This window comes from Kocuria rosea subsp. polaris, assembly GCF_001483755.1.
Classification (GTDB): Bacteria; Actinomycetota; Actinomycetes; order Actinomycetales; family Micrococcaceae; genus Kocuria; species Kocuria cellulosilytica.
The window spans coordinates 193,662-205,281 of sequence record NZ_LQBK01000006.1; the positions used below are offsets into that span (position 1 = coordinate 193,662).

The window sequence follows — 11,620 nt, forward strand, 5'->3', positions numbered from 1 at the left end:
GCAGTGAACCTCACGGAGCGCCTGGCCGCCCAGCCGATGTCCAACCCCCGAGCCGATCGGGTCAGGGACGTCGCGGGACTGGCCGGGCGCTCCGCGCGTGCCAAGCGCGGGCTGTTCCTCGCCGAGGGCCCGCAGAACGCCCGGGAGGCCCTCGCCCGGCACCTGGAGTCCCCGTGCGCGGACGCCGTCTACGTCACCGAGGACGCCCTGGACCGCCACCCGGACATCGCCGCCCTCCTCGAGCGGGTGGCCGAGGACCGCTCCGTGTTCGTCCGCCTCGTGACCCGTGAGGTGCTGGCCGCCATGAGCGACGCGGTGACCCCGCAGGGCGTCGTCGTCGTGTGCCGACCCCTCGACACGGACCTGGGGGCGGTGCTCGCTGCCCGGCCGCGGCTCGTGGCCGTGCTGGCCCGTATCCAGGACCCCGGAAACGCCGGCACCGTGCTGCGCGCGGCGGACGCCGCCGGCGCGGACGCGGTGGTGCTCACCACCGGCAGCGTGGACGTCTACAACCCCAAGACCGTGCGCTCGACCGCCGGCTCCCTCTTCCACCTGCCCGTGGTCGTCGGTGCCGACCTGCCCGCGCTGCTCGACGCCGCCCGCGCCGCCGGCTGCGGCGTGCTGGCCGCCGACGGCCACGGGGACGTCGACCTCGACCGGCTCCAGGACGCCTCCGCCGCCCGCGCCGCCGGAGTCCCGTCCGACGACTCCGGCTACGACCTGGCCCGGCCCACCGTGTGGCTGTTCGGCAACGAGGCCCGGGGCCTCTCCGAGGAGGAGAAGGCGCTGGCCGACCACCGGGTGGCCGTGCCGGTGCACGGGCGGGCGGAGTCCCTCAACGTGGGCACCGCCGCCACCGTGTGCCTCTACGCCTCGGCCCGCGCCCAGCGACGCCCCGGGGCCGGGCGGTGAGCCGATGAGCGCGCCGCTGCCCGCCGTCTACCGCACCCAGGTGGTGGGTGCCGCCCTCCTCGACGACGCCGAGCGGCCCACGGGCTTCCTCGCCGCGCAGCGGGCCTATCCCGAGGCCCTGCGGGGCCTCTGGGAGTTCCCCGGCGGCAAGCAGGAGCCGGGCGAGAGCTGCGAGCAGGCCCTGGTGCGGGAGTGCGCCGAGGAGCTCGGCGTGCACGTCCGGCTGCTCGCGGAGGTGCGCGGACCGCACGCCCAGGGCTGGCCGCTCAAGGACACCGCGGCGATGCGGGTCTGGACGGCCGTGGCCGCCGGCGGCGACCCCCGGCCCGTGGTCGGGGAGGACCACCTGGCCGTGCGCTGGCTCCCGCTGGCCGACCCCGCCGCCGCGCTCGAGCTCCCCTGGATCCCGGCGGACCTGCCCATCGTCCACGCCCTGCTGGACCACCTCGCCGACTGACCACGGGATCCCGTGGTCAGTCACGGCCCGGGGGATCGCGGCGGGCGGTAGCCGCCGTCGGCGAGGCCGGCGCGCACCTCGAAGGGATTGTGCAGCGCGGGGTGCCCGCAGCGCAGCATGGACCACCCCGCGGCCACGAGGTAGACCGGCAGGAACGGCAGCCCCAGGCACTTGGCCCACTGGCTCGCGTGCCGCGACTCGTGGGCCAGGAGCCGGGGACGGGCCGCGACGTCGCCGATCCCGGCCCGGAACAGGACGACGTTGCCCACGGTGAAGGCCCCGGCCCGCGGCAGCCGCGGCCGGTAGCCGAACCCCAGGAGCAGCCCCTCGGGCCCGCGGACCACCGGCGTGCGCGTGGCCGCGGCGACCAGCAGACCCAGCGGCGTGGACAGGTTCATCATGTTCCACACCTGCCGCAGGCGTGCTGCGCGGCTCGGACCGGGGTTCATGGCACCAGCCTAGGCCCGCCCGGCGCGCCCCGCCCGGATCGGGGTCCCGGGGCGGACTTCCTCCGGGACCGGCGGGGCGGTCCTCCCGGGCCCGGAGGGGCCGTGACGAGCCCGGGCAGCGGTGGGCGGGCCCCGGGGGACGTGCCATAGACTGGGACCCGCCCGCGATCCGTGCCGATCCGGGCTTTCCCGTGGTACGCGCTCCACGCACCGTGGACCCGCGCGCCCGGACGAAGCCGTCCCCGAGCCGAAGAAGTCGCCAGCTGATGTCTGAACTGCCACCCGAGACCGCCCCGAGCGGCGCGGTCGACCCGACCGACGAGGCGGCGGTCGCCGCCGCCGTCGAGGCGGCCCTGACCGCCGTGCAGAACGCCCACGACCTGGACGGGCTCAAGGAGGTCCGGCTCGCCCACGCGGGGGAGCGCTCGCCGCTGGCGCTGGCCAACCGGCGGATCGGCTCGCTCGACAAGACGCAGAAGGCCGCCGCCGGCAAGCTGGTCGGCCAGGCCCGCGGCCGCGTCAACCAGGCGATCGCCGCCCGCACCACGGTGCTCGAGGAGGAGCGGGACGCCCGGATCCTCGTGGAGGAGGCCGTGGACGTCACCGCCGCCGGCCGGCGCCGGCGCCTGGGCGGGCGGCACCCGCTGACCAACCTCATGGAGCGCGTCGGCGAGACGTTCGTGGCCATGGGCTGGGAGGTCGCCGACGGCCCCGAGGTCGAGTCCGAGTGGTACAACTTCGACTCCCTCAACTTCAAGCCGGACCACCCGGCCCGGGAGCTGCAGGACACGTTCTTCGTGGACCCGCCCGAGGCCCACCTCGTGCTGCGCACGCACACCTCACCGGTGCAGATGCGCACGCTGCTGAACCGCGAGCTGCCGGTCTACGTCGTCGTCCCGGGGCGCACCTACCGCACCGACGAGCTCGACGCCACGCACACCCCCGTCTTCCACCAGGTCGAGGGCCTGGCCGTGGACCGGGGCCTGTCGATGGCCGACCTCAAGGGCACGCTCGAGCACTTCGCCCGGCAGATGTTCGGCCCCGAGGCGAGGATCCGGCTGCGGCCCAACTACTTCCCCTTCACCGAGCCGTCCGCCGAGCTGGACGTGTGGCACCCCCACGCCAAGGGCGGGCCGCAGTGGATCGAGTGGGGCGGCTGCGGCATGGTCCACCCGAACGTGCTGCGCGCGGCCGGCATCGACCCCGAGGTCCACTCGGGCTTCGCGTTCGGCATGGGCATCGAGCGGACCCTGATGTTCCGCAACAACGTCCCGGACATGCGCGACATGGTCGAGGGCGACGTCCGCTTCAGCGAGCACTTCGGGATGGAGATCTAAGACATGCGAGTTCCTTTGTCATGGCTGCGCGAGCACGCCCCCGTCCCGGCCGGCGCGACCGCCGAGGACGTCCTGGCCACCCTCGTGACGGTGGGCCTCGAGGAGGAGGACGTGCACCGCCCCACGGACCACCTGAAGGGCCCGGTCGTGGTCGGCCAGGTGCTCTCCAAGGAGCCGGAGACCCACTCCAACGGCAAGACCGTCAACTGGTGCACCGTCCGCGTGGTCCCCGAGGGCCAGGAGCAGACCCTGACCGGCAAGGGCATCGACCCCTCCGGAGTGCAGGGCGTGATCTGCGGTGCCCACAACTTCGAGGTCGGGGACAAGGTCGTCGTGACCCTGCCCGGTGCCGTCCTGCCCGGGGACTTCAGGATCTCGGCGCGCAAGACCTACGGCCACACCTCCGCCGGCATGATCGCCTCCGTGCGCGAGCTCGGCATCGGCGAGGACCACGACGGCATCCTGGTGCTCTCGACCCTCGGCCTGGACCCGGAGATCGGCTCCGACGCCCTGGAGCTGCTCGGGCTGCACGACGAGGCCGCCGAGATCAACGTGACCCCGGACCGCGGCTACGCGTTCTCGATCCGCGGCGTGGCCCGCGAGTACTGCCACGCCGTGCACGAGCCCTTCACGGACCCGGCCGGGACGGTGGCCGCCCGGGTGCCCGCCCCCACCGGGGACGGGTTCCCCGTGGCCGTCGACGACGACGCCCCGATCCACGGCAACCCCGGGTGCACCCGCTTCGTCGCCCGCACCGTGACCGGCATCGACGCGACCGCCCCCACGCCCCCGTGGATGTCGGCGCGGCTGCGCCTGGCGGGCATCCGCTCGATCTCCCTGCCCGTGGACGTCTCCAACTACGTGATGCTCGAGCTGGGCCAGCCGCTGCACTTCTACGACCTCGGGAAGCTGACCGGCGGCATCGGGGTCCGCCGGGCGGCGCCGGGCGAGACGCTGACCACCCTGGACGGCCGGCAGCGGGCCCTGGACCCCGAGGACCTGCTGATCACGGACGGCTCCGGACCGATCGGCCTGGCCGGGGTCATGGGCGGCGCCGCCACCGAGGTCTCGGACGGCACCGCCGACGTGCTCGTGGAGGCGGCCCGCTTCGACGAGGTCTCGATCGCCCGCACCACCCGGCGGCACCGGCTGCCCTCGGAGGCGTCCAAGCGCTTCGAGCGCGGGGTGGACCCGCAGATCGCCCCGGTGGCGGCCCAGCGCGCCGTCGAGCTGCTCGTGGAGCTGGCCGGCGGCACGCCCGGTCCCGGGGTCACGGACGTGGACGACACCACCGCCCCCGCGCCCATCGAGCTGCCCTGGGACTACCCGGGGCGCCGCACGGGCGTGGAGTACACGGCGGACCAGGTCGTGTCGACCCTCACCGAGCTCGGCGCGCAGGTCGAGGCCACCGACGACGGCTGGCGCGTCGTGCCCCCGTCGTGGCGCCCGGACCTGGTCGCCAAGGAGGACCTGGTCGAGGAGATCGCCCGCCTCGTCGGCTACGACACGATCCCCTCGCGGTTGCCGGTGGCGCCCCCGGGCCGCGGCCTGACCGCCGAGCAGCAGGCCCGGAAGCGGGTCGCCGACGCGCTCGCGGCAACCGGGCTCACCGAGGTGCTCGCCTACCCGTTCGTCTCGCAGGCGGACAACGAGCTGTGGGGCGCCCCGGAGCCCGGCGTGCCCGTGCCGTCGGTCAAGCTGGCCAACCCGATCAGCGAGGCCCAGGGAATGCTGCGCGTCTCCCTGCTCCCGGGGCTGCTGGAGGTGCTGCGGCGCAACACCTCCCGCGGTTTCCGGGACCTGGCGCTCTACGAGGTCGGGCGGGTCTTCCGTCCCGGCGAGCAGCTCGGCAGCGCCGGCATCCCCCCGCTCGGAGCGCACCCGGGCCGGGCGGTGCTCGACGAGATCGAGGCCGGCATCCCCGCGCAGCCGCGCCACCTCGCCGCGGTCCTGGCCGGCCGGGACGCGGCCCAGGGTCCGTGGACCGCACCGCGGGCCTTCGACTGGCAGGACGCCCTCGACGCCGCCCGGCTGGCCGCCGAGGTCCTGGGGGTCGAGCTGACCGTCCGGCAGGGCACCCACCAGGCGTTCCACCCGGGCCGCACCGCGGTGCTCGCCACCGCCGACGGCACCCCGCTGGGCTATGCCGGCGAGCTGCACCCCCAGCTGGTGGCGGCCCAGGACCTGCCCGAGCGGACCGTGGCGATGGAGCTGAACCTCAGCTCGCTCGTCGGGGCCGAGGTCGAGGTCGTGCAGGCCCGCCCGATCTCCGGCTACCCGGCGGCCACCCAGGACGTCGCCCTCGTGGTGGACGCCGCCGTGCCGGCCGCCGAGCTGCGGGCCGCGCTCGAGGAGGGCGCCGGGGAGCTGCTCGAGGACGTCCGCGTCTTCGACGTCTACCAGGGCCCCGGCATCGAGGAGGGCCGGAAGTCGGTGGCCTTCGCGCTGCGCTTCCGGGCCCCGGACCGCACCCTGACCGCGGACGAGGCCTCCGCGGCCCGTGCGGCGGCCGTCGCCGTGGCGGCCGAGCGCCACGGCGCCGTGCTCCGCGGCTGACCGGCACGCCACCGCACCCGCCGCACCCCGCGCGGCACGGCCCGCTTCCCGCACCGGGGAGCGGGCCGTGTCGTGCCGTGAGGCCGCGCGCCGTCCGGGGACGCCGCCGGTAACAAACGCGAACGGGGTCCGGGTGCGGCGGGGGAACTTCGGTACTGTGGCACCGGGTCCCCGACCGCCGCCCGGCGCCGCGGTCGCCCCCTTCCCCGACCCCTTTCCAGGAGTTCAGCATGACCGAGGAGACCACCGACCGGCAGGAGGCGTTCTTCGCCTTCGACGACGACGACGAGCAGGAGCGCGGACGCGCCCGCCGGTCGATCGCCTGGAAGCCGACGGCCGTGGGGCTGCTCGGGCTCCTCCTGGGGCTGGTCCTGGCGGTGAGCGCCGCGCTCGCCTGGGACGACTCCCGGAAGCTGGCCGGCTACGCGGACCGGTCGTGGGTGATCTCCGGGCAGTACCAGGACCTCACCAACGACCTGCGGACCAAGACCTGGAACCCCATCTACCGCGGGGTGCTGCCCGCGGACGAGGCGGTCACCGAGCAGCCCTTCGACTCGGGCCTCGCCGACCCGCGCGTCCCGGAGGCGGGCGAGGAGATCGTCTTCCGCGGCACGCAGACGGGCTCCGGCGAGGACGACTTCCACCAGGAGGCCGACGCCCTGCTCGCCGTGGAGGACGGCACGCTCCAGGTGGTCGAGACCGCCGAGGCCGGCGAGTTCGGGGACGGCATCACCGCGGGCACCATCGCGTGGCAGCGCGTGCAGGCCGCCCTGCTGCTGCTCGCCGGACTCGGCGCGGCCGCCGGCGGGGTCTGGTTCGCCCGCCGGCTCTACCGCCGGGAGCGCTGAGGACGGCCCGCGGCCCGCGCCGTGGAACGGCCCCCGCCGGACGCTGTGCGTCCGGCGGGNNCTCGGCGCCGGAGACCCGGCGCCGAGCCGGGTCAGGGCAGGGCGGGCAGCTCCCGCCGGAGCAGCCACGCGTCGAGCAGCCCGTCGACCTCCGCCCACCGGTGCTGGGGCACGAAGCCGCGCAGGTGCTCCCGGAAGCCCGCCGTGCTCACCCACCCGTCCCGGTTGGCGGTGGCCCAGCCGTGCAGCAGGGCGCGGAAGGCGTCCTCGCCCACGGTCTCGCGGATCGCGTGGACGGTGAGAGCGCCCCGGACGTACACCACGTCGTCGAAGAGGCGCACCTGCCCCGGGTCGCCGATGACGAGGTCCTGGCGCATCTTCGAGAGCGTGCGGTGGGCCTTCTCCGCGTGCCAGCTGGCCGGCCGGCCGCCCGAGGCCTCGGACCAGATCCACTCCGCGTAGGACGCGAACCCCTCGTTGAGCCAGATGTCCTGCCACGAGGACAGGACCAGGCTGTTGCCGAACCACTGGTGGGCGAGCTCGTGGGCCACGAGCCGCTGCTCCTCCCAGTCCGTGCCGAGCTGGTTCTTCCCGAACACGGAGCACGCGTAGCACTCGAACGGGTCCTCGAGGGACTCGTCGACGACCACCACGGTGTAGCTCGGGAAGGGGTATGGGTCGAACCAGTCGCCGAACACCTCGATCATCCGGCCCTGCTCCGCGAACGTCTTCTCCGCCTTCTTGCGCCGCTTCTTGGAGCACACGAGGTGCTGCGGGACGCGGGAGCCCGTGAGCTCCCGCCGCTCGTACGGACCGATCTGCACGGTCGCCAGGTACGGAGGGAGCGGCACCCGGGAGGTGTAGACCCAGTGGCGCTCGCCGTCGCGCTCCACCACGGACTCCAGCTCGCCGTGGACCACCACCTCGTAGTCGGCGTCGGCGTGCACGGCGACCCGGTAGGTGGCCTTGTGGGAGGGGTGGTCGACGCACGGGAACCAGGTGGAGGACCCGGTGGGCTGGCCCGCGACGAGGACGCCGTCGTCGAGCTCGGCCCAGCCGATCTCGCCCCAGGGCCCGTCCAGGGACTCGGGATAGCCCTCGTAGGCCACGGTGAGCGTGAACGACTCCCCGGCGGGGACCGTGCGCGGCAGGCTCAGCACGAGGCGGCTGCCGCGGTGGTCCGCGCGGACCCTGCGGCCGCCGAGCAGCCCGCCGAGCCCGCCGGTGCCGAACCGGACGTCGGTCACGGCGAGCTCGGTGAGGTCCAGCTCGATCCGGTCCGTGTCCTGCAGGGCCCGGCAGGTCAGGGTCGCCCGCGCCTCGAGGCCGTTGTCCTCGACGTCGTAGTCGAGGTCCAGGTCGTAGTGCTCCACGGTGGCCGTGCAGCATCCGACGAACGGGGTGTACGGGTCCCGCGCGCCGTCCGCGCCGAGGAAGCGGTGCGTCTGTGCCGTGCTCACGGGACCAGCAGCAGCTTGCCCTGGGCGGCGCGGGACTGGAGCAGCTCGTGGGCCTGCCGTGCCCGCTCGAGCGGGAACGTCTCGGCGACCCGGACGGTCAGGGACCCGTCGAGCACCGCGTCGAAGAGCTCGCCCGCCCGCCAGTTCCGCTCCTTCTCGTCGAGCAGGTAGTCGTTGAGCGTGGGCCGGGTGATGTACAGGGACCCGTGCTGGGCGAGCCGCTGCGGGTCGAACGGGGGGACCTGGCCGGAGGAGCCGCCGAAGAGCACGAGCATCCCGCGCGTGCGCAGCGCCCGGAGGGACTCGTCGAAGGTGTCCTTGCCCACGGAGTCGTAGACGACGTCGGCGCCGCGGCCGCCGGTGACCGCACGGACGTGCTCGGCGAAGCCCTCGTAGCCGACCAGGGCGAAGTCGGCGCCCAGCGAGCGCGCGGTCTCCGCCTTGTCCTGGGAGCCCACCAGGGCGATCACCGTGGCCCCGAGCGACTTCAGCAGCTGCACCGCGAGGCCACCGACCCCGCCGGCGCCCGCGGTGACCACGGCGACGTCGCCCTCCTGGACCGGATACGTCGAGCGCACCAGGTAGTGCGCGGTGAGCCCCTGCAGCGGGACGGCGGCGGCGACCTCGTCGGAGACGCCGGTGGGCACGCGCAGGGCCTTGCCGGCGTCCACCAGGAAGGCGTCGGCGTAGGTGCGGGACGCCTGGGAGGTGGTGATCCGGTCGCCGAGGGCGAAGTGCTCCACCCCGGGGCCCACGCCTGTCACCACGCCCATGCCCTCGGAGCCGGGCGTGAAGGGGTGCTCCACGGGGTAGACGCCCTCGCGCTGGTACACCTCGATGAAGTTCACCCCCGCCGCACGGGTCTCGACGAGCAGCTGGCCGGGGCCCGGTTCGAGGTCCGGGCGCTCGCCGAGGGTCAGGACCTCGGGGCCTCCGGCTCGCTCGACCATGACGGAACGGACCATGACGGGTACCTCCTGGGGATCGCGGACGGGAACTCCTGCCATGGTAGGCGGGAAGCCCGGCCGCGCTCTGCCTGCGGGGACCCCCGAGGGGTAGCGTGAGCACAAGAGGGGGCACGGGAATGCCCCCGTAATCATCGAGATTTGCACACGGGAAGCGTAGATTCGGGGGCACAGCCGTTCCGGGGGGATGCGACGACGGCCGTGGCCGGGACGAGCGGCCGAGACGACAGGGGGTTCCGACGCGCCCCGCCGAGGGGCATCCGCTCCTCCGCGCCGCCGGTCCTCTCCCCGTAGCGTGCATAATTATTGAAGACTATGCATAACTTTGAGCTAGAGTGGGTCCTATGACGTTCAGCGCAGCAGTTTCGGGGGCTTCCGGCTACGCCGGTGGCGAGGTTCTGCGGATCCTCGCCGGTCACCCGCAGATCGAGATCGGGGCCATGGGGGCCCATTCCAACGCGGGCCAGCGGCTGGGGGAGCTGCAGCCGCACCTGCACTCCCTCTCCGACCGGGTGCTCGTGGACACCACGGTGGAGAACCTCGCCGACCACGACGTCGTCTTCCTCGCCCTGCCGCACGGCGCGTCCGCCGCGATCGCCGCGCAGCTGCCGCCGGAGACCGTGGTCATCGACGCCGGCGCCGACCACCGGCTCGACTCCGCCGAGGAGTGGGACCAGTTCTACGGCTCCCCGCACGCCGGGACGTGGCCGTACGGGCTGCCCGAGCTCGTCGTGGACACCGAGGGCACCCGCCAGCGCGAGCAGCTCCGCGGCGCCACGCGCATCGCGGTGCCGGGGTGCTACCCGACCAGCGCGCTGCTGGCCCTGGGCCCCGGCTTCGCGGCCGGGCTCCTGGAGCCCGAGGACGTCGTGATCGTCGCGGCGTCGGGCACGTCCGGGGCCGGCAAGGCCGTCAAGGCGCACCTGCTGGGCTCGGAGGTCATGGGCTCGATGAGCCCGTACGGGGTGGGCGGCGCGCACCGGCACACCCCCGAGATCGAGCAGGGCCTCGCCAAGGCCGCGGGGCGCCGCGTGCGGGTCTCCTTCACTCCGACGCTGGCCCCCATGCCCCGGGGCATCCTCACGACCGCCACCGCGCGCGTCGCGGAGGGCGTGAGCGCCGCGCAGCTGCGGGAGGCCTGGGAGTCCGCCTACGTGGCCGAGCAGTTCGTCACGGTCCTGCCCGAGGGCCGGTGGCCGGCGACGAAGTCGGTGGCCGGCTCCAACCACGCCCAGCTCCAGCTCGCCCTCGACGCCCGGGCGGGCCGCGTCATCGTCACCTGCGTCATCGACAACCTCGTCAAGGGCACCGCGGGCGGTGCCGTCCAGTCCATGAACCTCGCCCTCGGCCTGCCCGAGGACACCGGCCTGAACCTCCAAGGAGTCGCACCGTGAGAACGTACCCGTCCCAGCAGCCGGCCGGCACCCTGCAGGTCGACACCACCCGCGGTGTGGCCGCCGCCCAGGGCTTCCGCGCGGCCGGCACCACGGCGGGCTTCAAGGACTCCGGCGGGCCCGACCTCGCCCTCGTCGTCAACGACGGGCCCCAGCACCACGTGGGGGCCGTGTACACGACCAACCGGATCGCCGCCGCGCCCATCCAGTGGTCCAAGGCCGCCACCGCGGACGGCCGGGCCGCCGCCGTGGTCCTCAACTCCGGCGGGGCCAACGCCTGCACCGGACCGCAGGGGTTCCAGGCCTCCCACCGGACCGCGGAGCTCGTCGGCGAGGCGCTCGGCGTCGGGGGCGGCGACGTCGTGGTGTGCTCCACGGGGCTCATCGGCGTCCAGCTGCCGATGGACGTCATGGAGCGCGGCCTCCCCGGGGTCGTGGCGGCGCTCGGGGACGACGACGACGCCGGGGCCGCCGCCGCCCGGGCCATCATGACCACCGACTCCGTCTCCAAGCAGGCCGCCTACGTCCGCGACGGGTGGACGGTCGGCGGCATGGCCAAGGGCGCGGGCATGCTCGCCCCCGGCCTCGCCACGATGCTCGTGGTGCTCACGACCGACGCGGAGCTCTCCTCGGACGCCCTGCAGTGGGCGCTCGAGGACGCGGTGAAGGTCACGTTCAACCGCACCGACTCCGACGGCTGCATGTCGACCAACGACACCGTGGTCCTGCTCGGCTCGGGCGCCTCCGGGATCACCCCGGACGAGTTCGAGTTCAGCCAGGCCGTCACGGCCGTGTGCCACTCGCTGGCCCAGCAGCTCATCACGGACGCCGAGGGGGCGTCCCACGACATCGAGATCACCACGGTCAACGCCGCGACCGAGCGGCAGGCGGAGGACGTGAGCCGCTCCGTGGCCCGCTCCAACCTGTTCAAGGCCGCGATCTTCGGCAACGACCCCAACTGGGGCCGCGTGCTGTCCGCGGTCGGCACCACCGACGCCGCGTTCGACCCGGACCGGCTCGACGTCACGATCAACGGGGTCATGGTCTGCCGCGACGGCATGATCGGTGACCCCCGCGAGGGCGTGGACCTGGCGGCCGGGCGCAAGGTGACCGTCCTGGTCGACCTCAAGGCCGGGGACGCCGACGCCACCGTCTGGACCAACGACCTCACCCACGACTACGTCGAGGAGAACAGCGCCTACTCCAGCTGACCGGCCCACCGACCGGGACAGCACCGACCCA

Annotated in this window: 10 protein-coding genes; 7 read left to right on the forward strand and 3 right to left on the reverse strand. The window is 74.4% G+C overall.

Annotation, left to right across the window (positions count from 1 at the left end):
- Positions 1–3: 3 nt before the first annotated feature.
- Complete coding sequence (locus tag AVL61_RS06460; protein WP_058873526.1) at positions 4–912, forward strand: TrmH family RNA methyltransferase; 909 nt, start codon at positions 4–6, stop codon at positions 910–912.
- A 4-nt stretch (positions 913–916) separates the two neighbouring features.
- Complete coding sequence (locus tag AVL61_RS06465; RefSeq protein WP_058873527.1) at positions 917–1,369, forward strand: (deoxy)nucleoside triphosphate pyrophosphohydrolase; 453 nt, start codon at positions 917–919, stop codon at positions 1,367–1,369.
- A gap of 20 nt (positions 1,370–1,389) precedes the next feature.
- Here AVL61_RS06465 and AVL61_RS06470 read toward each other — a convergent pair whose 3' ends face one another.
- Positions 1,390–1,770 (reverse strand): DUF4157 domain-containing protein, encoded by a 381-nt coding sequence (locus AVL61_RS06470; RefSeq protein ID WP_157571313.1) that lies wholly within the window; start codon positions 1,768–1,770, stop codon positions 1,390–1,392.
- Positions 1,771–2,084: 314 nt separating this feature from the next.
- Between AVL61_RS06470 and pheS the strand changes: the two genes are divergently transcribed.
- The 3 genes from pheS to AVL61_RS06485 all read left to right on the forward strand — a co-directional run bounded on the left by pheS (position 2,085) and on the right by AVL61_RS06485 (position 6,559).
- A complete protein-coding gene (gene pheS, locus AVL61_RS06475) occupies positions 2,085–3,155 on the forward strand; it encodes a phenylalanine--tRNA ligase subunit alpha (protein WP_058873529.1) in 1,071 nt (356 codons plus the stop codon).
- Positions 3,156–3,158: 3 nt separating this feature from the next.
- Positions 3,159–5,711 (forward strand): phenylalanine--tRNA ligase subunit beta, encoded by a 2,553-nt coding sequence (pheT, locus tag AVL61_RS06480; RefSeq protein ID WP_058873530.1) that lies wholly within the window; start codon positions 3,159–3,161, stop codon positions 5,709–5,711.
- Between the two features lie 230 nt (positions 5,712–5,941).
- A complete protein-coding gene (locus AVL61_RS06485) occupies positions 5,942–6,559 on the forward strand; it encodes a hypothetical protein (RefSeq protein WP_058873531.1) in 618 nt (205 codons plus the stop codon).
- A 92-nt stretch (positions 6,560–6,651) separates the two neighbouring features.
- On the opposite strand, the gene AVL61_RS06490 is transcribed toward AVL61_RS06485, so the two are convergent.
- Both AVL61_RS06490 and AVL61_RS06495 read right to left on the reverse strand, forming a co-directional pair.
- A complete protein-coding gene (locus AVL61_RS06490) occupies positions 6,652–8,019 on the reverse strand; it encodes a M1 family metallopeptidase (protein WP_058873532.1) in 1,368 nt (455 codons plus the stop codon).
- On the reverse strand, positions 8,016–8,984 hold the full coding sequence (locus AVL61_RS06495) for a quinone oxidoreductase family protein (protein WP_058873533.1): 969 nt from the start codon (positions 8,982–8,984) through the stop codon (positions 8,016–8,018). Before AVL61_RS06495 ends, AVL61_RS06490 begins: the two co-directional genes overlap by 4 nt.
- A gap of 344 nt (positions 8,985–9,328) precedes the next feature.
- On the opposite strand from AVL61_RS06495, the gene argC reads away from it, so the two are divergent.
- A complete protein-coding gene (gene argC, locus AVL61_RS06500) occupies positions 9,329–10,378 on the forward strand; it encodes an N-acetyl-gamma-glutamyl-phosphate reductase (RefSeq protein ID WP_058873534.1) in 1,050 nt (349 codons plus the stop codon).
- On the forward strand, positions 10,375–11,589 hold the full coding sequence (gene argJ, locus AVL61_RS06505) for a bifunctional glutamate N-acetyltransferase/amino-acid acetyltransferase ArgJ (RefSeq protein WP_197412655.1): 1,215 nt from the start codon (positions 10,375–10,377) through the stop codon (positions 11,587–11,589). Before argC ends, argJ begins: the two co-directional genes overlap by 4 nt.
- Positions 11,590–11,620 lie beyond the last annotated feature (31 nt).

What these genes read in the sequence shown, in the direction of transcription:
- AVL61_RS06465 (WP_058873527.1), top strand. Translation starts at nt 917, where the DNA reads ATGAGCGCGCCGCTGCCCGCCGTCTACCGCACCCAGGTGGTGGGTGCC.
- AVL61_RS06495 (WP_058873533.1), bottom strand. Translation starts at nt 8,984, where the DNA reads ATGGTCCGTTCCGTCATGGTCGAGCGAGCCGGAGGCCCCGAGGTCCTG.
- AVL61_RS06470 (WP_157571313.1), bottom strand. Translation starts at nt 1,770, where the DNA reads ATGATGAACCTGTCCACGCCGCTGGGTCTGCTGGTCGCCGCGGCCACG.
- argC (WP_058873534.1), top strand. Translation starts at nt 9,329, where the DNA reads ATGACGTTCAGCGCAGCAGTTTCGGGGGCTTCCGGCTACGCCGGTGGC.
- pheT (WP_058873530.1), top strand. Translation starts at nt 3,159, where the DNA reads ATGCGAGTTCCTTTGTCATGGCTGCGCGAGCACGCCCCCGTCCCGGCC.
- AVL61_RS06485 (WP_058873531.1), top strand. Translation starts at nt 5,942, where the DNA reads ATGACCGAGGAGACCACCGACCGGCAGGAGGCGTTCTTCGCCTTCGAC.
- pheS (WP_058873529.1), top strand. Translation starts at nt 2,085, where the DNA reads ATGTCTGAACTGCCACCCGAGACCGCCCCGAGCGGCGCGGTCGACCCG.